Below are 23,856 nucleotides of genomic sequence, written 5' to 3'. Positions count from 1 at the left end.
CTCCTTACAAATTAAAATATAACCCAGTTAGTTAACTGGGTTATCATTAGATCGTCAAATTTAGATATACAAAACGAATTAGTTCGTTTTATTTTTTTTATAATCATAGTAGATAATTACTTTTCTATAAGGTTCTTCTCCTTCAGATTTCGTACTAACACTAGGATTATTTTGAAGTGCTGAGTGAATAATTCTTCTCTCATAAGGATTCATTGGCTCAAGAATAACATTTTTTCTTGATTTTTTAACTTTTGAAGCCAATTTTTCTGCTAAAGCTTCAAGAGTTTCTTTTCTTTTTGCTCTATAGTTTTCAGTATCAAGCACAACTCTTAAATAATCTTCTCTTTCTTTGTTTACTACTAAGCTCACAAGATATTGTAAAGAATCTAAAGTCTGTCCTCTTTTACCTATTAAAATAGCCATATCTTCACCAATCATATTAATGCTTAAAACTTCATCATTTTGTTCAATTTCTAGCTTAGCATTAATTGACATTTGGTTAAGAATATTCGAAAGAAAATTTCTTGCGGTTTCAATAACATCATTTTTTTTAGTTACTCTAATACGCGTCTCTTTAGCTCCAATTCCAAGAAATCCTTTAGAGCCTTCTTCCAAAATTTCAATTTCAACTTGATCTCTAGAGACTTCGAGATCAATAAGTGCGAGTCTTAATGCTTCTTCAACACTTTTTCCTGATTTCTCAACAAATTTCATTACTTAGCATCCCCCTTAGCTGGTCGTTTCATAATATACTGTTGAACGATTTGGAAAATACTACCGACAGTCCAATAGAGAATCAAACCTGCAGACATTGTTTTACCCCAAAATAGGATCATTACAGGGAAGAATATTTGCATGATTTTCATTTGATTATTCATCGCATCTGACCCACCAGTTGACGAAGTTGTACTCGACATTTGGAAGTAGGTAAGTGCAGCAGAAATAATTGGCATTAAACCTGGAAAGCCTAAAAACCATTCTGGACCTGATTTAAAAATATTACTCATTAAATCAGGAAGAGATAAATTACCAATCCATAAGAAAGCATCTTGTGTTGCTTGAGCTAGTAAATCAGGATTGTTAACAAATACATATGTTTCAGGTTGTCTCATCGCAGTAAATAAACCAATGATGATTGGAAACTGAATTAAAAGTGGCAAACAACCACTTAATGGATTGTACTTATGTTCCTTATATAATTCAACAAGCATTTGATTTTGCTTTTCTTTATTGTCTTTGTATTTTTCTTGAATTTCTTTCATTTTAGGTTGAATATCTGCCATTGCTTTTTGAGATCTCAACTGTTTAATTGTAAATGGCATTAACAATAATTTAGTAATTAAAGTAAAAATGATTATGGCGATTCCATAATCCTTAACAACTCCATATATCAGACCTAACAAATAACCAAAAATTTGTGCGAAAATAGCCAAATCCTTACCCTCCTAAACTATTCTAATGGGTCATAACCTCCCGGATGAAAGGGATGACATTTTGAAATACGTTTTATACTTAAACGCGTCCCTTTTATAGCTCCATATTTCTCAATCGCCTGAAGAGAATATTGTGAGCAAGTTGGATAAAATCTACAATTACTACCCAACAACGGTGAAATGAATTTTCTATAGAATTTAATCATTAGAATTAGTATATGTTTCATTCTCATTACACTTTCTGATTAAAAATATCGATTCTCCTAAAGATAAACTTTAAAGACTTCGTTATTTCATGATAATCGGCCTGACTTGACCTTACTCTAGCAACGAAAACTATATCATATCCCTTTAATATAGGAAACTCATTGCGAAAAGCTTCCTTTATTAAGCGCCTTACTCTGTTTCTGACGACAGCGTTTCCTACTTTTTTACTTATAGAAAACCCAATCTTAAGATCATCAGTATTATTAGGTAAGTAATATACGACAATATTTCGATCAGCATACGACTTTCCACGTTTATAAACTTTGGCGAATTCTGAAGGTTTTTTTAAGCTTGTAAAAATCATCATACCTCCAAAACACTACTTACAAAAAAAGACCACTGGCTGCGGTCTTTTAATCCTTTAAGCAGATAATTTCTTTCTACCTCTTCTTCTTCTAGCCTTAAGCACGTTTCTTCCAGAACTTGTTTTCATTCTTTTACGGAAACCGTGTTCAACTTTTCTTTGTCTCTTTTTTGGTTGATACGTTCTTTTCACTTCAGCCACCTCCTTACATGCGTTACATATACATATATATAAACATATTTTTTTCACAAGTCTGCTAAAACATTATAACTTGAAGACTTTGCTATGTCAAGTTATAAGCAGAAAGACTTTACTATAGTAGAAAATCGAAAATACCTACTATATATAGTTGTGGAAAATGAGTCAAAAGTTATATATTGTAGTTATTCACAATTCATCAACAGAAATGTGAATAAAATCGAACAATATTCCACAAAAATTTAAAATTTAAATCGTTTCAAGGCTTATCCACAAAAATAACTTTGGACTATTTTTGTGGATAAGTTTGAAAATTGGATAGAAATTTGTTAAAATGATTTGTACTCACAGTATTAAATTTTTTCATTATGTAATTTGTGGATAACTCGATTTTGTTGATTATTTGTCAATTTTTTTTTGGCTTTTTGAGTTTTTAGCTGTGTATAGTGTTGATAAAACACGCCACTTTCTGTTGATAACTCAATTTTCAATAATATTATCCACATTTTTTTCTACTGAAAATTTAAATAAATGCAAAAAAAAATATATAAGAGTTATCAACAATGCAACTGATTTATTGTGGATAAACAAGTACTATTAGGAGGACATATCATGGATAACCGTTTGGTAGAAATTTGGGAAGAAGCGCGAAATAATATGAAAAACGAGCTTATGCCCTTAAGTTTTAGCACTTGGATCGAAAATGTAGTACCAATTGCTATAGAAGGGAATACGCTGATTCTTCAAACTTCAGGTAACTTGAATCGTAATATTCTTGAAAACAGATATAACGATTTAATTACCAATACCATAAAGTACGTAACCAATCAGGATTACATTATTAAATACATTATTCCAGAAGAGAATACACTTGAACATAATAAATCCAAAGAATCAGATACAAATGATCTCTTCGAATCAACTAACTTAAATCCAAGATATGTATTCAATGAATTTGTCGTTGGTAACAGTAACCGTTTTGCGCATGCTGCTTCACTTGCAGTAGCTGAGTCACCTGCTAAATCATACAACCCTCTATTTATATATGGAGGCGTAGGTCTTGGAAAAACGCACTTAATGCATGCGATTGGTCATTATATTTTATCTCAAAATAAAAATGCTAAAGTCTATTATGTATCAAGTGAGAAGTTCACAAATGAGTTGATCAACTCTATTAAAGACGATAAAAACGAAGAGTTTAGAAATAAGTATAGAACAGTAGATGTTCTACTAGTGGATGATATACAATTTATTGCTGGTAAAGAAAGAACTCAAGAAGAGTTTTTCCATACCTTTAATGCACTTTATGAAGCTAATAAGCAGATTATCGTTTCTTCAGATCGTCCACCAAAAGAAATACCAACATTAGAAGATCGATTAAGATCGCGATTTGAATGGGGACTTATTACTGACATTCAAGCACCTGATTACGAAACTAGAATTGCTATATTAAAGAAGAAATCAGAACGCGATAGAATAGATATTCCAGGAGAAGTGTTTGAATTTATCGCCACTAAAATAAAATCAAATATTAGAGAACTTGAAGGCGCTCTTAATAGAGTCGTTGCATACTCAACACTTACAAAACGCGAAGTTGATATTTCACTCGTCAATGAAGCATTAAAGGATATTTTCTCAACTACTAAAGTTAGAAAAATAGATGTCGATTTTATAAAATCAACAGTTGCTGAGTACTTTAATATGAAAATTGAAGATTTTGAATCAAAGAAAAGAACGCGTCAAATTGCTTATCCTCGTCAGATTGCAATGTATATAGCAAGAGAGCTCACAGATTTATCTTTGCCGAAGATAGGAGAAGAATTCGGAGGTAGAGATCATACGACAGTTATTCACGCATGTGAAAAAATCAGTACAGAAATGTTATCTGATTTTGATCTTAAAAATAAAATTGATAGCATCATTAAGGAAATTAAAGGTGAGTAGTGTTGGTATGTGTATAAAAAATCTGTTGATAACTCATAAAAATTGTTTCGATTATCCACTGTTGATAACTCTTTAATTTTTATTATTTAATCAACAAGACATTTCGAACAGTTTTTATAAGTTTTTCAATGGTTCAAGTACCATTTCCACAAATCAACAACGCCTACTACTATTACTATCTTTGTTTATATATTTTTTTGTTTATATAGCTAAATCCAAAGGAGGCTTCAAATGAAATTTAAATGTCAGCAAAATTTATTATCGAATGCGATTAACATGGTATCTAAAGCAGTCTCAAGTAAAACAACTTTACCAATTCTTTCAGGTATTTATTTTGAAGCTATGGATGGATCAATTAAAGTGATCGGTAACGATTTAAATCTAAGTATAGAAACATCTATTCCAGCAGAAATTATTGAATCTGGATCCATTGTTATTCCAGCAAGATTGTTTTCTGAATTAATTAGAAAATTACCAAATGATTTAATTACATTTGATATCAATGATAATTGTGTGGTTGATATTACATGTGGTGATTCAAATTTTAAAATTGTTGGATTACCAGGTAATGAATATCCAGAGCTACCAGTGATCGACGAAAACAATTCATTCTTAATTGATAGAGAATTGTTTGCAAATATGATTCGTCAAACCAGCTTTGCCATATCTCAAGATGAATCTAGACCTATTTTAACAGGTGCTTTACTCGAAATTGAAAATGGTAAGTTCAATATGGTTGCTATTGATGGCTTCAGAATGGCGATAAAAAAGGCGATTGTCAAAACAGAATTAAGTAGAAAAGCTGTTGTTCCTGGCAGAACGCTAAATGAAATCAATAAGTTATTATCTTTAGCTGAAGGTAAAGGCGATTTAAGAATTTCATTTGATGACAAACAAGTATTATTTTCAACACCAGAACTTAAAGTCTATTCTCGACTACTTGCAGGTGAGTTTATTAATTATAATCAAATACTTCCAAATGAATATAAATCTTTAGTCATCACTGATACAGATCAATTTTTAACTGCAATCGATCGATCTTTCTTAATGGCGAGAGAAAATAAAAATGTAGCAATTAAACTTGAAATAAAAGACGATATCATTAAAATTAGTTCTAACTCAGAAATGGGTAGCTCTATGGAAAAAGTTCATATCAAATTAGAAGGACACGATCTTGAAATTGGGTTTAATCCAAAGTATCTAATGGATGCTTTAAAAATTATCGATAGTGAAGCCATAAAACTTGAATTTGTAAATAATGTTAGTCCATGTATCGTAAGACCACAAGACAACGATAATTATACTTATCTTGTATTGCCTTGTCGTATTTCAAAATAGGGGAGGCAAATATGAAAAAAGTTTTTATTGAAACTGAGTTTATTAAGTTGGATCAATTGTTAAAGTTTGCTGATGTAGTAGATTCTGGTGGACTTGCGAAAGTAATCATTACAGAAGGCTATGTAAAGTTAAATGGTACGATTTGTACACAAAGAGGTAAGAAAGTTGTACACGATGATAAAGTAGAAGTGAATGTAGATTTTGATGAAGGTTCAATTCATGAAATTATTAAAGTAATCAAAAAAGGTTGATGCATATTGTTTATCAAATCCATCATTATAAAAGATTATAGAAATTACGACCAACTAAGGTTAAATTTTGATCGAAACTTAAACATCATAATAGGTGATAATGCTCAGGGCAAGACAAACTTATTAGAAGCCGTTTACGTATCTGGTTTTGGAAAATCATTCAGAACAATAAAAGATAGTGATTTGGTTAAGTTTGATAAGAAAATTGCGCATGTTAAAATTGAAATTGAACACGATAATGGTCGACAAGAATCAATAGAATACCGAATTAATGAACAATCAAAAAAAGAATTTTTGATAAATGGTGTCAATATTACTCGAATTTCAGAACTGATTGGAACCATTAATCTAATTTTATTTTATCCTGATGATTTAAAATTGATTAAAGATAGCCCTGTTGAAAGACGCAAGTTTATAAACAGGGAGCTTTCGCATATAAGTACGCTGTATTGTGCTGATATTATTGAATACAATAAAATTCTCAATCAGAGAAATGAATTATTAAAAAAGATAGTCTTTAAGGCTGATCTAAAAGATACTTTAGACATATGGGATGAGCAACTTGCAGACAAAGGTGCAAAGATTATCTTGAGAAGAAAAAAATTTATTGATGATTTAGACCGAATTAGTAAAGAAATACATGCAAGTGTCACTGATGGAAAAGAAACTTTAAGTGTGTCATATAATACGTCAGTGAAGAATTTAGAAAATTATGATACAATAAAGAGTGACTTAATTTTCAAGTTAAGCAAACAGATTGATGTGGATGTTAAAAGAGGATTTACTTCTGTTGGGCCCCATAGAGATGATTTAGATATTTTAATTAATGGTATTAGCATTAAATCATTTGGTTCTCAGGGTCAACAAAGGACAGCTGCACTCTCTTTAAAACTTTCAGAAATAGAAATTATAAAGCAGGATGTTGGTGAGTATCCAATCCTGCTTTTAGATGATGTAATGAGTGAGCTTGATTTAAGCAGACAGAAAGATCTCATTTACACACTTAAAAATGTTCAAACGATTATAACAACAACAGATGTTAAAAATCTATTAGATGAATATATAAGTGCATCAAAAATTACTAAAATAAAAAATGGTGGTATTTTAGACCATTAGGAGGTTATAGATGTCAAATCAAGCTTATAATGCCGATCAGATACAAGTTTTAGAAGGTCTTGAAGCTGTAAGAAAACGGCCAGGGATGTACATTGGCTCAACAAGTTCCAAGGGACTTCATCATTTGGTCTATGAAATCGTCGATAATAGTATCGATGAGGCATTGGCTGGATACTGTAAGAAAATTACCGTTAATATTGAACCAGGTAATATCATTGTTGTTGAAGATGATGGTAGAGGGATGCCAATTGATATGCATCAAAAAATGGGTATTCCAGCAGTTGAAGTTATCCATACAGTGCTCCATGCTGGTGGTAAATTTGGCGGTGGCGGTTACAAAGTTTCAGGTGGCTTGCATGGCGTTGGTGCTTCTGTAGTAAATGCACTTTCAGAGATATTTGAAGTAGAAGTAAAAAGAGATGGTAAAATCCATAAAATTGGATTTGAACGTGGGTTTACGGTTGAAAAACTTCATGTGATTGGTGAACTCGAAAATGATCAAATTACGGGTACTAAGACGACATTCAAAGCAGATCATTTGATATTTGAAACTCTGGAATATGATTTTGCAATACTTGAATCTCGTATAAGAGAATTAGCATTCTTAAACAAAGGTATAGAGATTATTATTAGTGATAATAGGATTGAAAGCAAAAAAAGTACTCGCTTTTTTTATGAAGGTGGTATTAAAGAATTCGTTGAGTATTTAAATGTCAATCGCTCAGCAATTCATGAGGATGTTGTTTATATTGAACAAATTAATGAAAGCAGTACTGTTGAAATAGCATTTCAATACACAGACAGTTATTCAGAAAATATTTTTGCTTTTGCCAATAATATCAATACACATGAGGGTGGTACACATTTAGTTGGTTTTAGATCTGCATTAACGAGAATGATTAATGATTATGGTCGAAAAAAAGGTATCATCAAAGAAAAAGATGAGAATCTAACAGGTGAAGATGTTAGAGAAGGGATGACTGCAATCGTTTCAGTCAAACTAGAAGAACCTCAATTTGAGGGACAAACAAAAACCAAGCTTGGAAATAGTGAAATGAGAGGTATTGTTGAGACAGCTGCAACAGAAATGCTAGATCGCTATCTTGAAGAAAATCCAAATGGCGCTAAGACTATTATTGACAAATGTTTAACCTCTGCAAAGGCAAGAGAAGCAGCACGTAAAGCTAGAGAGTTGACGCGAAGAAAAGGCGCTCTTGACGGTTTAACACTACCAGGTAAGCTTGCAGATTGTACTGAAAGAGATCCTTCAAAGTGTGAAATATACATTGTCGAAGGGGATTCTGCTGGTGGTTCTGCTAAGTTAGGAAGAGATAGAAATATTCAAGCAATTTTACCACTAAGAGGTAAAATAATGAATGTTGAAAAAGCGAATTTTGCAAGAATTTTTAGTTCAAGTGAAATTAGAGCGCTTATTACGGCATTTGGATGTGGTATTGGGGATGAGTTTGACGTTTCAAAATTAAGATACGATAAAATATTCATTATGACCGATGCTGACGTAGATGGTGCTCACATTAGAACACTATTACTAACCTTCTTCTTTAGATTTATGAGACCACTTATAGAGCATGGTCACGTCTATATCGCAATACCACCACTTTATAAAGTTAAAAAAGGGAGAAGTGTTTATTATCTCTACTCAGATAAAGAACTTAATAATCTTTTAAATGATATTGGAAGACAAGGTGTATCCATTCAAAGATACAAAGGCCTTGGTGAGATGAATGCTGAGCAGCTCTGGAGTACAACTATGGATCCATCTGTTAGAACCATTATGAATGTTACAGTTGACGATGCAATTGAAGCGGATTTAATTTTCTCAACGCTAATGGGTGATAAAGTTGAACCTAGAAGAGAGTTTATTGAACTCAATGCAAAATACGTACAAAATATAGATATTAGCTAGGAGGATAGTGCTTTGAGTGATGAATCAAAAGAGTTTGATGATGAAATAATTGAGATGAATGAGGACGATTCATCTGATGAAATCATCAATGAAACGTTAAATTCTAACGAGACAATTCTTCTAGTAGATGTCATGGAAGAAATGAAAAAATCTTATATGGACTATGCGATGAGTGTTATTGTTTCTCGTGCGCTTCCTGATGTAAGAGATGGATTAAAACCAGTTCATAGAAGAATTTTATATGCGATGAGTGAACTGAATTTTACACACGATAAACAACATCGTAAATCGGCGCGTATCGTCGGTGAAGTTATGGGTAAGTACCATCCTCACGGCGACTCTTCTATCTATGGTGCGCTCGTTCGTTTTGCACAAGATTTTTCCATGAGATATATGCTTATCGATGGCCATGGTAACTTCGGATCTATCGATGGTGATGGCGCAGCTGCTATGCGTTATACAGAAGCAAGAATGGCGAGAATTTCTAGCGAGTTATTAAGAGACATTGATAAAGAAACCGTAGATTTCAGTCCAAACTTTGATGAAACTGAAAGTGAACCGGTTGTTTTACCAAGTAGATTTCCTAATCTACTAATTAATGGTTCTAACGGTATTGCAGTTGGTATGGCGACTTCAATTCCACCTCATAATCTTGGCGAAGTTATCGATGGCGTTATTAAACTTATCGATGATCCAGAGGCTGACGTTTACGATCTTATGGAATGTATCAAAGGACCTGATTTCCCAACTGGCGCTGAGATTATGGGCGTTGAAGGGATTAAACGTGCCTATAAAACAGGCCGAGGAAAAGTAATTGTTAGATCAAGAACTGAAATTGAAGAAATGAAAAATGGTAAATCGAGAATTATCGTTACAGAAATACCATATCAAGTTAATAAATCAAAGCTAGTTGAAGGGATTGCCGAGCTCGTAAAAGCCAAAAGAGTAGATGGCATCACTGATCTTAGAGATGAAAGTAATAGAAATGGTATTAGAATTGTCATTGAGCTTAGAAAAGATGTCAATGCGAATATCATGTTAAATCAGCTCTATAAAAATAGTCAACTTCAAGTATCGGTTGGGATCATCATGTTAGCACTTCATCATGGTGAACCAAAAGTTATGAATATCAGACAAATGCTTGAAGCTTATCTTGAACATCAAAAAATTGTCGAAAGAAGACGCGTTATTTTTGATCTTAAAAAAGCGAGAGATAGAGCTCATATTTTAGAGGGTTTACGCATTGCAATTGACAATATTGATGAAATTATTAAAATTATCAGAAGTTCATATAACGATGCTGAACAAAAATTAATGGAAAGATTCAATCTTTCTGAAGTTCAAGCTAAAGCAATCGTCGACATGAGATTAAGAAGACTTCAAGGTTTAGAAAGAGAAAAAATCGAAAATGAATACAATGAGTTGTTGAAATTGATCGATTATCTTAATGAATTACTTGAAAACGAACACTTATTACTCAATATCATCAAAGAAGATTTACTCAGAATTAAGAAACAATACAATGATGAGAGAAGAACTCAAATCAGTATCAACCCGGATGAAATTGATTATGAAGATTTGATTGAAGAAGATGAAGTCATTATTACACTGACACACGCGGGTTATATCAAACGCGTCTCTACAGGTGAGTATGTTTCACAAAAAAGAGGTGGTAGAGGTAAAACTGGCTTATCAACACGAGAAGAGGACTTTGTTAAAGATATTTTTACAACCTCTACACATGATTATCTATTGTTCTTCACTAATTTTGGTAAGGTCTATAAGCTGAAAGCATATATGATTCCAGATGGATCTAGATTATCTAAAGGGACAGCGATGGTTAATTTACTACCACTTGAACCTGAAGAAAGAGTTACAGCGTTAATGCCGGTTAAGAACTTTGAAGAAGGTTACCTCACATTATGTACCAAACATGGTGTTATCAAAAAGACGACAATCGATCAGTTTGATACTTCAAGAAAAACAGGCTTAATTGCAATTAACCTCAAAGAAAATGATCAATTGATTTCTGTAAAACGTACATTTGGAAATGATGAACTCATCATTATTACAACTAAAGGTAAATCTATTAGATTTCATGAAGATGATGTTAGAGGTATGGGGCGTACTGCAACAGGTGTAAGAGCGATTAATTTAACTGGCAATGATTATGTTATTGAAATGCAAGTGGTTAAAGATGATGCTAAGTTATTAGTTGTTTCTGAGTTTGGTTATGGCAAAAGAACGCCATTAACAGAATACAGAGTTCAGTCACGTGGTGGTAAAGGTATTATTACTTATAACCTAAACAGTAAGACTGGAAATCTAATTGGTGCAATGGTTGTAGAAGATTCAGATGAACTAATGATTATTAATGATAGTGGTGTATTGATTAGAATTAAGGTTAACGAAGTTTCTGTAACTGGTAGAATTACTTCAGGTGTTAGAGTTATGAGAGTAGACGATGATACAAAACTGGTCTCAATCGCTAAAGTTGGAGAAAATGAAGAGAGTTCTGATGAACAAGTTGAAGATCAGAATGAATTAACTGAAGTTGTAACTGTTGAAGAATAACTGAATTTAATATGACGAGACGTAAAATCATTTACCACACATAATATGTGGTTAAAAAAAATCTGGAAATGGGGTCAATCTCATTTCCAGATTTAACATAAATATTTCAATTTAGTGTATAATGTAGATTAAGCATTTGTACATAAATTGCATAAACCTATTAAAAGGGGGAGCACGTAATGTCATTAAGATTGAATACCAACTATAACGAAAATGAAAGTATTTGGGAAATCGAGTTGATTGGTGAAGTTGACATCAATTCAAAATCCACCTTAAAAGATGAGTTAATTCAATTAAATGAAAAGAGAAAATCAGACTTTTTATTTAAGTGTGAAAATCTTGAGTACATTGATAGTACTGGACTAGGTGTATTGATAAGCTTCTATAAAAATGTAAAAGTGAATGAAAATGCAGTCTATTTTGAAAATCTTAAACCAAGCATTCAAAAAATATTTACCTTAACTGGTTTAGATCGAATTTTTTCTATACGTAATTAATTGTAAAGGTGGAAAAGTAAATGAGGGAATCTATAAATATTTCGCTACCTAGCAAGCCTGAATATGTGAGTATAGCGCGATTAACGGCATCTTTTGTCGCTAACCAAATGGGATTTGATATCGAGTCAATTGAAGACATTAAACTTGCAGTAGGTGAAGCTTGTAACAATGCAATTTTGCATTCAGGAACAGATAAAACTTACAATTTAGAATTTGTTAAAGAATTGGATAATTTGATAATTGAAGTAGTGGATTTTGGAAATGGATTTGACATTGAAAAATATCGTAAGCCAGACGCAGAAGAACTTCAAGAAAACGGTCTTGGACTTTTTATAATCAAATCGCTAATGGATGAAGTAGAAATCGAAACAAATGAAGGTACTGGAACAAAAATAAAAATGAGTAAAATCGTTGAATAAATGTTCTTTTACGGTTAGGGGCTGAGTTCATGAAGAAAAAGCAAGTAATCAGTTATGTTGATAATCCTTTAAGTGAAGAAAAAATGAAACTAAGTACAAAGGAACTTTTCAACTTATATAAAAATGATAGGGACATTGCCATAAGAAATGAACTGATCAAGCGTCATATGTATATAACCGAAATTCTTGCTAAAAAGTACATTAACAAAGGCATAGAATACGAGGATATATATCAAGTTGCTTCTCTTGGATTGATTTATGCGATTGAAAGATATGATGTAGATAGAGGATTTGAATTTTCCAGCTTTGCGACGCCAACTATTATTGGAGAGATTAAAAAGTACTTTAGAGATAAGGGTTGGTCAGTAAGAGTACCAAGAAGAATTCAAGAATTATCTAAGAAAATTAATCAAGCTAAAGCCAAATTGCAGCAAGATCTGCAAAGAATTCCAAAAGTGAGCGATATTGCTGAGTATCTTAATGTTACTGAAGAAGAGGTTATTGAAGCGATGGAAGCTTCTCAAGTTTATACGCCTAAGTCTTTAGATTTAACATATGATGCATCAGGTGATGACAAAGATATTCAACTTCAAGATATTATTGGCAGAGATGATAAATACTTTGATATCATAGAAAATAGAGATTTTATCAACATGTGCCTAAAAAAATTAAATGAAGTTGAAATTAAAATTGTTAATGATCGTTTCTTTGAAAATAAAACTCAAATACAAGTGGCTGATGAACTTAATGTCTCCCAAATGACAGTTTCACGTATGGAAAAGAAGATTATTAAAAAATTTAGAAAAGAATTGATGAAATTAAATGAAATATAATTGGTGATTCGATGATTAGTGTTAATGGTATTCAAGATAAACTAAAGCAGTTGTTGAAAAGAACAATTATTTCATTTGCAATAATAAGTAGCTTGTTATTTTATTTGTTCACTTATTATCAAATAAATGAAAAATATACAGACAATGCATTTAGTGTTATTAAATTAACAAATATTTTGTTGGAGAATACTTTTTCTGATGCGGAAAATAGTCTCAATGCTTTAGAGATATTTGTACAAAATGAAGACAAAACCATTGATATGACACAGACACTCAATATATTCATTACAAATGTTAAAGATGCTAGCACGATGTATGTTGGCTATTCTAACGGTGAATTTTCACTTTATCCGGCGCGGTATGTTGCTCCGGATTATGATCCACGCTTAAGAACTTGGTACATTAATGCTGAGGAAAATGAAGGTAGTATCGTTTGGACAGATCCATATGTAGACCATGGAACTGGAGAGTATGCTATCACAGCTTCTAAGAAAATTAATGATCAAATGATTATAGGCGTGGATATTTTATTGTCTGAAATCACCAACATTGTTGAGAATGAAAAAATTGGAACCAATGGCTATATTAGCATTCTAAATTCATCGGGGACTATTATTGCAACTAAAAATCAAAACTTGTTGGCAAAAAATTGGGATGAGTTATCGGGAGCTAATGTTAAATTTTCAGAGTTCAAGGATGGTCAAATATCACATGATATGAAGAACATTTATTATTCTGTAAAAGTTAAAGATAAAGATTTAATCTTAGTCGGTCAAATTAGCATCAATGAAATTTTACGCTCAATGCTATGGATATTTATTTTGATTACATTTGTAACTCTAATTATAATCTATATAGCTGAAAAAATAACCATCAAGTATGGCAATCAAATTGTTAAACCTGTCATCGCATTATCAAAAGCAATGGAAAAAGTAACTGATGGTGACATGAATATTCAATGTGACATTGAATCAAATGATAGCGAAATGCGTACACTCGTTGATGGATTTAATTCAATGATACAAAGTATTAATGAGAAAAATATTGAAATGCAAGCATTATATGAAGAATTATACGCATCTGAAGAAACCCTTCAGGAACAATATGATCTTCTCTATGAGAATAAAATATTTATAGAAAAAAGCGAACAACGCTATCGCTCTATTTTTGATGCATCTGAAGAAGGTTTATGGGATATGAATAAGGATTACATCATTTCATATCTCACACCGAGTTGGTACAATAATTTTGATATCAATTTAAATTCATCTGAACTTGAAGAGTGGATCAATTTAATTCATGAAGAGGATCGTAAAAGAGTTTATGATACGATAAAAAATTATATAACCAAACAAATTGAAAGTTATAGAATTGAATATCGCGTACTAAATAAGAATGGCGATTATGTATGGATTGAAGCAGTTGGCATTTCAAAATATGAAAACAATGAGTTTGTAAGTATGTCTGGTTCACATCAAGACATAACAGCTAGAAAAAAATATGAGATTCATATTCAAAATATGGCTTATACGGATTCTTTAACAAAACTAAATAATAGAGCATACTTTGAAGAAACTCATCGCGCTTTTATAGAAAGTAGCAAAGAAGGAACTTTATTATTAATCGATATCAATAACTTTAAGTATATTAATGACCTATATGGCCATACATTTGGTGATGAAATATTAAAACAAGTAGCAAATCGATTAAAATCATACTCAGATCATATAGACGGCAACTTAGCAAGATTTAGTGGTAATGAGTTTGTATTCTTAATTAAGAATGTTACAGATTATCATAAAATAATTAGTATTATTAAAGAAATCTGCGATATAGTTGAAACGCCTTTTATCAATGGTACAACTGTACTTAAGATTAACTCGAGTATGGGCGTTACAATTTTTCCTAAAGATGGGAGTTCATTTGAACAAATAATACAGAATGCAGATATTGCAATGTTCCACGCTAGAAAAATCGTTAAAAAGAGTTTTTACTTCTTTAATGAAGAGATAAAGAGTAGTGCAATTACTGAAATGAATTATGAACATCATCTAAGAAAAGCAATAGAAGAAGAAGAATTCGAAGTCTATTATCAACCTATAATGAGCATCAATAATAAGAATGTTAAAGGCTTTGAAGCACTTGTCAGATGGCAATCGAAAGAACTTGGTTTTGTAATGCCAGATAAGTTCATCCCTATCGCTGAAAAAACTAGGCTTATCAATGAGATTGGTTTAATCGTTTTAGAAAAAACGTGTCAATTTATGAAGAAAATAGATACTGTTTACAATCAAACGATTGATATGTCCGTTAATATTTCTGTAATTCAGCTGTTAGAGGATAATATCGTCGAAAAAGTTACTCGAATTGTTGATCAATATAAAATAGAACATCATCGTATAAAACTTGAGATAACAGAAAGTATTACATTAGAGTCAAATGAAGCAGCGATAGATAAACTGGTCCAGCTAAGAAGTCAAGGATTTGGAATTGCACTTGACGATTTTGGTACAGGCTATTCAACTTTTAAAAATCTTATACGCCTACCACTAACAGGAATAAAAATTGATAAGGCGATCATGAAGGAATCCATTTCAAGTGAGCATGTATATAATTTACTTGAATCAGTAGTCGATTTTGCACATAAGATTAATATTGAAGTTGTAGCTGAGGGAATTGAGGATCTAGAGTATTTAAACAAATCTCAGAAAATGAAAGCAGATTATGTACAAGGCTTTTATTTTAGTAAACCAGTTCCAGAAACACAAATTTTAAGTTTGATAGAAAATTTAAATAAATTATGTTTGGACTAAGATATCGATACCAAATGGAAGAAATGGATTCAAAAACCATGTATTTAAGTGATAGTTTCAATATAAAAAACCTCCCTATGTGGAGGTTTTTATTTATAAGCCAGCTAATTATTATGAATATCGCTTTTCGTCTTCAAGCATAAGTATCATTTTCTCTATCCTAGTCAGACGCGTTTCTTCCTTTTTCGATGATTCAACCCACAAAACATATTGTCTTTTATGTGAATAAGACAACCTATCATAAAAGGCTTTGGCTTTTGGATGTGAGTTGAGTTGATTCATAATATCATCTGATAATTCTACGACTCTCTCTTCTTCATCCTTTTCAAGCGTCACATGGATGGTATCACCATAAGACTTATTTAGTTGGCTTCTTAATTCCTGTGTGATACCTAACATAGTAGTACCACCCATTATTACAATAGAACCTCTATAAGGTATGCCATCAAAGGTGGCTTTTACTTTAACGCGTTTACTGCCATATACCTCTTGTATATCAAAAGGTGGTGTTATATAAGAAGCGTTCTTTCCGTTAACCTTTGTAATAACAGCATCAAATTCATGTATCATAGTTTCACCTCATAACAATATTTGTGGATATTATACCCGAATAAAAAGAGTAAAATAAAAAATCCGCAAAAAGCGGATTTAATAATATGAATCAAATAGCAGAGTAGACCAATATAGGTAAAAATAAAGAATATTGGAAGGAATCACTTTGGATTTAGAAGGTTAAAAAACCAATTTTATTTTTTACACGATCTAAAACAACCGTAGACAATTCTTGTGCTCTTTCTCTACCAGCTTTTAAAACATCTAAAACTTCACCACTTTCAAGAATTCTATTATACTCTGATTGAATTTTTGAAAGTTCAAGATTGACAACTTCGACTAAATCTTTTTTCAAAGTGCCATAACCTTCATTCTCATATTTACTTTCAATTTCAGTAATAGACATTCCTGAAAATTGTGAGTAGATGGTCAATAGATTACTTACTCCTGGCTTATTTGTTAAATCATATCGGATAGTCATATCACTATCAGTAGTTGCTCTCATAATAGATTTTTTAACTTTTGAAGGTGTATCCAATAATGTGATTTTAGAAAATTCATTCGGATTGCTTTTACTCATCTTTTGACTAGGATCGTCAAAAGCCATTATTCTAGCACCATCTTCAACTTTGGCAATCATTGGCTCAGGTACAATAAAGGTGTCACCAAATTTATTATTAAATCTGATAGCAATATCCCTCGTCAACTCTAAATGTTGTTTTTGATCATTGCCTACTGGAACATAATGTGTGTCATATAATAGGATATCAGCCGCCATTAATACAGGATACGTAAATAAACCTGTTGTCACGACGTCTTTTCCAGCTGACTTATCTTTAAATTGAGTCATACGATTTAGTTCACCCATATATGAAAAGCAGTTTAAAATCCAAGCGAGCTCTGCATGAGCAGGTACTTGTGATTGTACAAACAAAGTTACCTTTTTGGGATCGATACCTATTGCCAGATATAGAGCCGCAAGTTCTACAGTGCGATCTCTTAAAATAGCAGGGTCTTGAGGTAGAGTTATAGAATGCATATTGACGACACAATAAATACAATCTTTATCTTCTTGCTGCTTAACAAAGTTCTTCATAGTAATGTAATTGCCAAGATGAATTTGACCAGTAGGTTGTACTCCTGAAAAAACGCGTTTCATAATAGCCTCCGATTAAAATATAAATCTATAAAATCAACTGATTTTTATGTTATTAATGCTGGTTAATCATTATTTAATAAGTAACAAGATACTTTATATAAGATAATATAAATACTATCTCACCAGCTTAGGTCTATTGATATTATATAATAGTTTACTTCATATATAAATAAAAACAATCAATTAGTTCTGTTGTTACAATTTGTTAACTTAAAAAGATGTTAAATTGGGTTGACGTAAGTGATGCTTATGGTGTAAGATAATCAAGTCGCTAAGCGATGGCAACATTAAAAAACGAAAAGTTAAAAATAAGTGTTGACAAAGCTTGTGAGATTTGATAAAGTATAAAAGCTGTCACGTTGAGTTAGTAATAGCGATGACATGTGAAAGCATTTATAAAGATGAAAGCCGAAAGGCCTGAATCAAAACCAGGACCTTGAAAATTGAATAGCGCAAATGAAAAAAACCAAAAAGAATTGAAAAATTCTCGTCAACCTTTTGAGGCTCTAGTAGCAACAAAAGAAGTGATAAAAAACGGAAACGCTTCGCAAGAAATTGAGAAGCAAAAAGCAAGTTAGCTCGTTTTGAGATAACAGGCAAAACTTAAAATTAATTTTAAGAGTTTGATCCTGGCTCAGGATGAACGCTGGCGGCGTGCCTAACACATGCAAGTCGAGCGTGATTAAGTGGAGTGGAGACTTCGGTCAAAGCGAAACTTATGAAAGCGGCGGACGGGTGAGTAACGCGTGGGCAACCTGCCTCATACAAAGGGATAGCCACTGGAAACGGTGATTAATACCTTATAAGTCGGTAGCATCGCATGATGTAGCCGACAAAGATTTATCGGTATGAGATGGGCCCGCGTCTGATTAGCTAGTTGGTAAGGTAACGGCTTACCAAGGCGACGATCAGTAGCCGACCTGAGAGGGTGATCGGCCACACTGGAACTGAGACACGGTCCAGACTCCTACGGGAGGCAGCAGTGGGGAATATTGCACAATGGGCGCAAGCCTGATGCAGCAACGCCGCGTGAGTGATGAAGGCCTTCGGGTTGTAAAACTCTGTCCTATGGGAAGAAACAAATGACGGTACCATAGGAGGAAGCCCCGGCTAACTACGTGCCAGCAGCCGCGGTAATACGTAGGGGGCAAGCGTTATCCGGAATCACTGGGCGTAAAGGGTGCGTAGGCGGCTTATCAAGCCAGGGGTGAAAGGCATTGGCTCAACCAATGTAAGCCTTTGGAACTGATAGGCTTGAGTGCAGGAGAGGTAAGTGGAATTCCTAGTGTAGAGGTGAAATTCGTAGATATTAGGAGGAACACCAGTGGCGAAGGCGACTTACTGGACTGTAACTGACGCTGAGGCACGAAAGCGTGGGTAGCGAACAGGATTAGATACCCTGGTAGTCCACGCCGTAAACGATGAATACTAGGTGTCGGGCGTCAAAACTCGGTGCCGCAGCAAACGCATTAAGTATTCCGCCTGGGGAGTACGCACGCAAGTGTGAAACTCAAAGGAATTGACGGGGACCCGCACAAGCAGCGGAGCATGTGGTTTAATTCGAAGCAACGCGAAGAACCTTACCAGGTCTTGACATCCCTCTGAAGTAGCCTTAGCCGGCTATGTCTTTCGGGACAGAGGAGACAGGTGGTGCATGGTTGTCGTCAGCTCGTGTCGTGAGATGTTGGGTTAAGTCCCGCAACGAGCGCAACCCTTATGTTTAGTTGTCATCAGGTAATGCTGGACCCTCTAGACAGACTGCCGTGGATAACACGGAGGAAGGTGGGGATGACGTCAAATCATCATGCCCCTTATGATCTGGGCTACACACGTGCTACAATGGTCGGTACAACGGGCAGCGAAGTCGTAAGATGGAGCGAATCCTAAAAAGCCGATCCCAGTTCGGATTGTGGGCTGAAACTCGCCCACATGAAGTTGGAGTTGCTAGTAATCGCGAATCAGAATGTCGCGGTGAATGCGTTCCCGGGTCTTGTACACACCGCCCGTCACACCATGGAAGTTGGGGGCGCCCGAAGCCAGTGGCCTAACCGCAAGGAGGGAGCTGTCGAAGGTGAAACCAATGACTGGGGTGAAGTCGTAACAAGGTAGCCGTATCGGAAGGTGCGGCTGGATCACCTCCTTTCTAAGGAGAAATAGACATTTGCGCTGTTCAATTTTGAGGGTCTTGCAAAAGAACCTTGAAAGAAGAATAGGAACTGAAACGACTCGATAGAGTGTAGATGATTAAGATATTAATCTTAGACAGATACCCTCCTAAGAAAATCCTTTGGATTTCCTAGGTTGCATTGCCGAGCAGCAACGTAAGTTGCGACCAGGCTACGTCGGTCGAAAAACATCCTGTTTTTCGTGTGTACCTTGAAAACTGCATATAGAGAAGACATTAAAAAGTGTAGATTTAGATGAGAGTCTAAATCGAAAGAAGTAAAAAACCCGATATTAGTAAAATAATATCAAATGGTCAAGATAATAAGAGCATAGGGCGGATGCCTTGGCACTAGGAGCCGAAGAAGGACGTGGTAAGCTGCGAAAAGCTACGGGGAGCTGCAAGCAAGTGTAGATCCGTAGATATCCGAATGGGGCAACCCGGCTGGAGTAATGTCCAGTCATCCATAACTGAATTCATAGGTTATAGGAAGGGAACTCAGGGAACTGAAACATCTAAGTACCTGAAGGAAGAGAAAACAAAAGTGATTTCCTAAGTAGTGGCGAGCGAACGGGAAATAGCCCAAACCTAAGTCTTCGGACGAAGGGGTGTGGACAGTCGATAAAGTGAAAATGTATCTTAGCAGAACTGCTTGGGAAAGCAGGCCGAAGAGTGTGAGAGCCACGTAAGCGAAAAGAGAAGTATAGCGAGACTGATCCGGAGTACCACGGAGCACGTGAAACTTTGTGGGAAGCAGGCAGGACCATCTGCCAAGGCTAAATACTACCTAGTGACCGATAGTGAATAGTACCGTGAGGGAAAGGTGAAAAGAACCCCGAGAGGGGAGTGAAAAGAACCTGAAACCCTATGTTTACAAGCAATGGAAGTTCGTTAAAGAACGACCATGTACTTTTTGTAGAACGGGCCAACGAGTTACGTTATGCAGCAAGGTTAAGTGCTTCAGGCACGGAGCCGCAGCGAAAGCGAGTCTGAAAAGGGCGAATGAGTTGTATGGCGTAGACCCGAAACCGGGTGACCTATCCATGTGCAGGGTGAAGCGAGGGTAAAACCTCTTGGAGGCCCGAACCCATATCTGTTGAAAAAGGTTGGGATGACATGTGGATAGCGGAGAAATTCCAATCGAACCCGGAGATAGCTGGTTCTCCTCGAAATAGCTTTAGGGCTAGCCTTGAGGTAAAGAGATACGGGGGTAGAGCACTGAATGTCCTAGGGGCTTTCACCGGCTACCGAAGACTATCAAACTCCGAATACCGATATCTTATACTCAGGAGTCAGACTATGTGTGATAAGATTCATAGTCAAAAGGGAAACAGCCCAGACCATCAGCTAAGGTCCCAAAATGTAAGTTAAGTGGAAAAGGATGTGGGATTGCCCAGACAACTAGGATGTTGGCTTAGAAGCAGCCATACATTTAAAGAGTGCGTAATAGCTCACTAGTCGAGTGATCCTGCGCCGAAGATTACCGGGGCTCAAACTTACTACCGAAGCTATGGAATTAGAGTAATCTAATTGGTAGAGGAGCATTGTATACGGGGTGAAGCACGATCGTAAGGACGTGTGGACTGTATAGAAGAGAGAATGTTGGCATGAGTAACGAGAGACGGGTGAGAATCCCGTCCGCCGAAAACCTAAGGTTTCCTGAGGAAGGTTCGTCCGCTCAGGGTAAGTCAGGACCTAAGCCGAGGACGAAAGTCGTAGGCGATGGACAACAGGTAAAGATTCCTGTACCACCGAGAACCGTTTGAGAGAGGGAATGACACAGGAGGTTATGCTAAGCGCACGATTGGTTGAGTGCGTCCAAGCAGCGAGTCTGAGAGGTAGGCAAATCCGCCTCTTGTAAGGGTGAGCTGTGATGGGGAGTGAAAATAGTAGCGAAGTAGCAGATATCACACTGTCGAGAAAAGTTTCTATCGAGGGAGCAGGTGCCTGTACCGTAAACCGACACAGGTAGGAGAGTAGAGAATACTAAGGCGAGCGAGAAAACTATTGTTAAGGAACTCGGCAAAATGACCCCGTAACTTCGGGAGAAGGGGTGCCATCACAGGTTCAGAGCTAGTGGTGGCCGCAGAGGATAGGTCCAAGCGACTGTTTACCAAAAACACAGGTCTCTGCTAAATCGAAAGATGATGTATAGGGGCTGACGCCTGCCCGGTGCTGGAAGGTTAAGGGGAAGTGTTAGAGCAATCGAAGCATAGAACCGAAGCCCCAGTAAACGGCGGCCGTAACTATAACGGTCCTAAGGTAGCGAAATTCCTTGTCGGGTAAGTTCCGACCCGCACGAAAGGCGTAACGATTTGGACGCTGTCTCAACAATAGACTCGGTGAAATTGTAGTACCGGTAAAGATGCCGGTTACCCGCAGCTAGACGGAAAGACCCCGTGGAGCTTTACTGTAGCTTGGCACTGGATAATGGTATATCATGTACAGGATAGGTGGGAGACTTAGAAGTTAGGACGCCAGTCTTAATGGAGTCACCGTTGGGATACCACTCTTGATATAACGTTATTCTAACTGTAATCAGTTACCCTGATTCAGGACAATGTCAGGTGGGCAGTTTGACTGGGGCGGTCGCCTCCTAAAGAGTAACGGAGGCGCCTAAAGGTTCCCTCAGCGCGGTTGGAAATCGCGCGAAGAGTGTAAAGGCAAAAGGGAGCTTGACTGCGAGAGAGACATTTCGAGCAGGTACGAAAGTAGAGCTTAGTGATCCGGTGGCACCGCATGGAAGGGCCATCGCTCAACGGATAAAAGCTACCCCGGGGATAACAGGCTTATCTCCCCCAAGAGTCCACATCGACGGGGAGGTTTGGCACCTCGATGTCGGCTCGTCTCATCCTGGGGCTGAAGTAGGTCCCAAGGGTTGGGCTGTTCGCCCATTAAAGAGGCACGCGAGCTGGGTTCAGAACGTCGTGAGACAGTTCGGTCCCTATCTGCTGTGGGCGTAGGAAATTTGAGAGGAGCTGTCCTTAGTACGAGAGGACCGGGATGGACAAACCTCTGGTGGATCAGTTGTCTTGCCAAAGGCACAGCTGAGTAGCTAAGTTTGGACGGGATAAGCGCTGAAGGCATCTAAGCGCGAAGCCCCCCTTAAGATGAGATTTCCCATCCAGAAATGGAGTAAGACCCCATGAAGATAATGTGGTAATAGGCCTGAGGTGTAAGTGCAGTAATGCATTCAGCTGACAGGTACTAATAGGTCGAGGTCTTGACCAAGATTTTACTTCGTAAAAATCCCGAACGTGAATGGACGCAGTCCATTTAGGAGGGTAACACTTTTAATAATCAATCTGTATGTAGTTTTTAGGGTATATACCTTAAACTGTTTGAAACCATCATTTTATGATGTTTTAATAGAAAGCCTAGTCTATTTACTTTGTAAACAGACCCACGGCTGAATTTGCAAAGCAAATTCATATCTAGTGACGATGGCGGAGGGGCAACACCTGTTCCCATACCGAACACAGAAGTAAAGTCCTCCAGCGTCGATGGTACTTAGCGGGCAGCTGCTTGGGAGAGTAGAACGTTGCTAGTTTCAAATTCAAGCAATTTGGTGATGATGGCGAAGGGGTAACACCTGTTCCCATACCGAACACAGAAGTAAAGTCCTTCAGCGTCGATGGTACTTAGCGGGCAGCTGCTTGGGAGAGTAGAACGTTGCCAGATGCTTGAAATTAAAGAACTCATTTTGAGTTCTTTTTTATTTTTTTGACAACGAATGATAGGTGTGTTTGACTCTAAATTAAAAAGAGAATAGAATATCTTTATTAAGTGTGGAGGTATTATCAAATGGATGAAAGAATAGAGTTGATGAACATGCTTACCAAATTTAAAAATTCAGGATGGGATTTGATTGCATTGCCATCAGAAAAGTGGATGAGCGTTAAGATTCCGACAGAGCAAGAAACCATCGATTTATTAAAAGCAATAGAAATAGCAGATGTTGAGTGCGGAAATTGTGGTTGCGAATACGACGAACTCTACAAGAAAACAATTTTGATATTAAAAAAGTTACTTTCATAATAAAAGTAAAAAAACACCAATCAATGATT

At 35.7% G+C, this 23,856-nt stretch carries 19 protein-coding genes and 4 rRNA genes; 16 read left to right on the top strand and 7 right to left on the bottom strand.

What is annotated here, in order from left to right; all coding sequences use genetic code 11:
* Positions 1-78: 78 nt before the first annotated feature.
* The 5 genes from jag to rpmH are packed head-to-tail and all read right to left on the bottom strand — an operon-like array spanning position 79 to position 2,196.
* A complete protein-coding gene (jag, locus tag AC4PID_RS08105) occupies positions 79-714 on the bottom strand; it encodes an RNA-binding cell elongation regulator Jag/EloR (protein ID WP_492135064.1) in 636 nt (211 codons plus the stop codon).
* Positions 714-1,433: a YidC/Oxa1 family membrane protein insertase gene (locus AC4PID_RS08100; RefSeq protein WP_492135063.1), complete on the bottom strand. Its 720-nt coding sequence runs from the start codon at positions 1,431-1,433 to the stop codon at positions 714-716. Before AC4PID_RS08100 ends, jag begins: the two co-directional genes overlap by 1 nt.
* A gap of 17 nt (positions 1,434-1,450) precedes the next feature.
* Positions 1,451-1,660: a membrane protein insertion efficiency factor YidD gene (yidD, locus tag AC4PID_RS08095; protein ID WP_492135062.1), complete on the bottom strand. Its 210-nt coding sequence runs from the start codon at positions 1,658-1,660 to the stop codon at positions 1,451-1,453.
* Positions 1,661-1,665: 5 nt separating this feature from the next.
* Complete coding sequence (gene rnpA / locus AC4PID_RS08090; RefSeq protein ID WP_492135061.1) at positions 1,666-2,004, bottom strand: ribonuclease P protein component; 339 nt, start codon at positions 2,002-2,004, stop codon at positions 1,666-1,668.
* 57 nt (positions 2,005-2,061) lie between these two features.
* Positions 2,062-2,196 carry a 50S ribosomal protein L34 gene (gene rpmH / locus AC4PID_RS08085; protein WP_492135060.1) on the bottom strand — a complete coding sequence of 45 codons (135 nt, stop codon included), beginning with the start codon at positions 2,194-2,196 and terminating at the stop codon, positions 2,062-2,064.
* 618 nt (positions 2,197-2,814) lie between these two features.
* Here rpmH and dnaA point away from each other — a divergent pair.
* The 10 genes from dnaA to AC4PID_RS08035 all read left to right on the top strand — a co-directional run bounded on the left by dnaA (position 2,815) and on the right by AC4PID_RS08035 (position 15,914).
* Positions 2,815-4,146 (top strand): chromosomal replication initiator protein DnaA, encoded by a 1,332-nt coding sequence (dnaA, locus tag AC4PID_RS08080; RefSeq protein ID WP_492135059.1) that lies wholly within the window; start codon positions 2,815-2,817, stop codon positions 4,144-4,146.
* Between the two features lie 231 nt (positions 4,147-4,377).
* Positions 4,378-5,484 (top strand): DNA polymerase III subunit beta, encoded by a 1,107-nt coding sequence (dnaN, locus tag AC4PID_RS08075; protein ID WP_492135058.1) that lies wholly within the window; start codon positions 4,378-4,380, stop codon positions 5,482-5,484.
* A gap of 11 nt (positions 5,485-5,495) precedes the next feature.
* Complete coding sequence (locus AC4PID_RS08070; protein WP_492135057.1) at positions 5,496-5,735, top strand: RNA-binding S4 domain-containing protein; 240 nt, start codon at positions 5,496-5,498, stop codon at positions 5,733-5,735.
* Between the two features lie 6 nt (positions 5,736-5,741).
* A complete protein-coding gene (gene recF / locus AC4PID_RS08065) occupies positions 5,742-6,851 on the top strand; it encodes a DNA replication/repair protein RecF (protein ID WP_492135056.1) in 1,110 nt (369 codons plus the stop codon).
* A gap of 10 nt (positions 6,852-6,861) precedes the next feature.
* Positions 6,862-8,778, top strand: coding sequence for a DNA topoisomerase (ATP-hydrolyzing) subunit B (gene gyrB / locus AC4PID_RS08060; protein WP_492135055.1), 1,917 nt, complete (start codon positions 6,862-6,864; stop codon positions 8,776-8,778).
* Between the two features lie 54 nt (positions 8,779-8,832).
* The gene (gene gyrA, locus AC4PID_RS08055; RefSeq protein ID WP_492135370.1) at positions 8,833-11,352 is read left to right on the top strand and encodes a DNA gyrase subunit A; all 2,520 of its coding nucleotides are present in this window, start codon (positions 8,833-8,835) and stop codon (positions 11,350-11,352) included.
* 179 nt (positions 11,353-11,531) lie between these two features.
* Complete coding sequence (locus AC4PID_RS08050) at positions 11,532-11,849, top strand: STAS domain-containing protein (RefSeq protein ID WP_492135054.1); 318 nt, start codon at positions 11,532-11,534, stop codon at positions 11,847-11,849.
* A gap of 20 nt (positions 11,850-11,869) precedes the next feature.
* A complete protein-coding gene (locus AC4PID_RS08045; protein WP_492135053.1) occupies positions 11,870-12,268 on the top strand; it encodes an ATP-binding protein in 399 nt (132 codons plus the stop codon).
* Between the two features lie 29 nt (positions 12,269-12,297).
* A complete protein-coding gene (locus AC4PID_RS08040) occupies positions 12,298-13,101 on the top strand; it encodes a SigB/SigF/SigG family RNA polymerase sigma factor (RefSeq protein WP_492135052.1) in 804 nt (267 codons plus the stop codon).
* Between the two features lie 11 nt (positions 13,102-13,112).
* On the top strand, positions 13,113-15,914 hold the full coding sequence (locus AC4PID_RS08035) for an EAL domain-containing protein (protein WP_492135051.1): 2,802 nt from the start codon (positions 13,113-13,115) through the stop codon (positions 15,912-15,914).
* Positions 15,915-16,025: 111 nt separating this feature from the next.
* Here AC4PID_RS08035 and AC4PID_RS08030 read toward each other — a convergent pair whose 3' ends face one another.
* Positions 16,026-16,484: a YdeI/OmpD-associated family protein gene (locus AC4PID_RS08030; protein WP_492135050.1), complete on the bottom strand. Its 459-nt coding sequence runs from the start codon at positions 16,482-16,484 to the stop codon at positions 16,026-16,028.
* A 154-nt stretch (positions 16,485-16,638) separates the two neighbouring features.
* Positions 16,639-17,625, bottom strand: coding sequence for a tryptophan--tRNA ligase (trpS, locus tag AC4PID_RS08025; RefSeq protein ID WP_492135049.1), 987 nt, complete (start codon positions 17,623-17,625; stop codon positions 16,639-16,641).
* Between the two features lie 443 nt (positions 17,626-18,068).
* Here trpS and AC4PID_RS08020 point away from each other — a divergent pair, with 443 nt between their 5' ends.
* From AC4PID_RS08020 to AC4PID_RS07995, 6 genes are all read left to right on the top strand, one after another.
* Positions 18,069-18,203: a hypothetical protein gene (locus AC4PID_RS08020; protein WP_492132559.1), complete on the top strand. Its 135-nt coding sequence runs from the start codon at positions 18,069-18,071 to the stop codon at positions 18,201-18,203.
* Positions 18,204-18,236: 33 nt separating this feature from the next.
* A 16S ribosomal RNA gene (locus AC4PID_RS08015) occupies positions 18,237-19,768 on the top strand.
* Positions 19,769-20,102: 334 nt separating this feature from the next.
* A 23S ribosomal RNA gene (locus tag AC4PID_RS08010) occupies positions 20,103-23,020 on the top strand.
* A 202-nt stretch (positions 23,021-23,222) separates the two neighbouring features.
* Positions 23,223-23,339: ribosomal RNA gene (rrf, locus tag AC4PID_RS08005) — 5S ribosomal RNA — on the top strand.
* Positions 23,340-23,353: 14 nt separating this feature from the next.
* Positions 23,354-23,470, top strand: a 5S ribosomal RNA gene (rrf, locus tag AC4PID_RS08000).
* Together the 16S, 23S and 5S rRNA genes form the textbook arrangement of a ribosomal RNA operon.
* Before the next feature lie 123 nt (positions 23,471-23,593).
* Complete coding sequence (locus AC4PID_RS07995) at positions 23,594-23,827, top strand: hypothetical protein (protein WP_492135048.1); 234 nt, start codon at positions 23,594-23,596, stop codon at positions 23,825-23,827.
* Positions 23,828-23,856 lie beyond the last annotated feature (29 nt).

The organism is Fusibacter sp. QWL-12, assembly GCF_058683495.1.
Note: the sequence above shows the minus strand (reverse complement) of the source record. Positions and strands in the feature narration are given on the sequence as shown.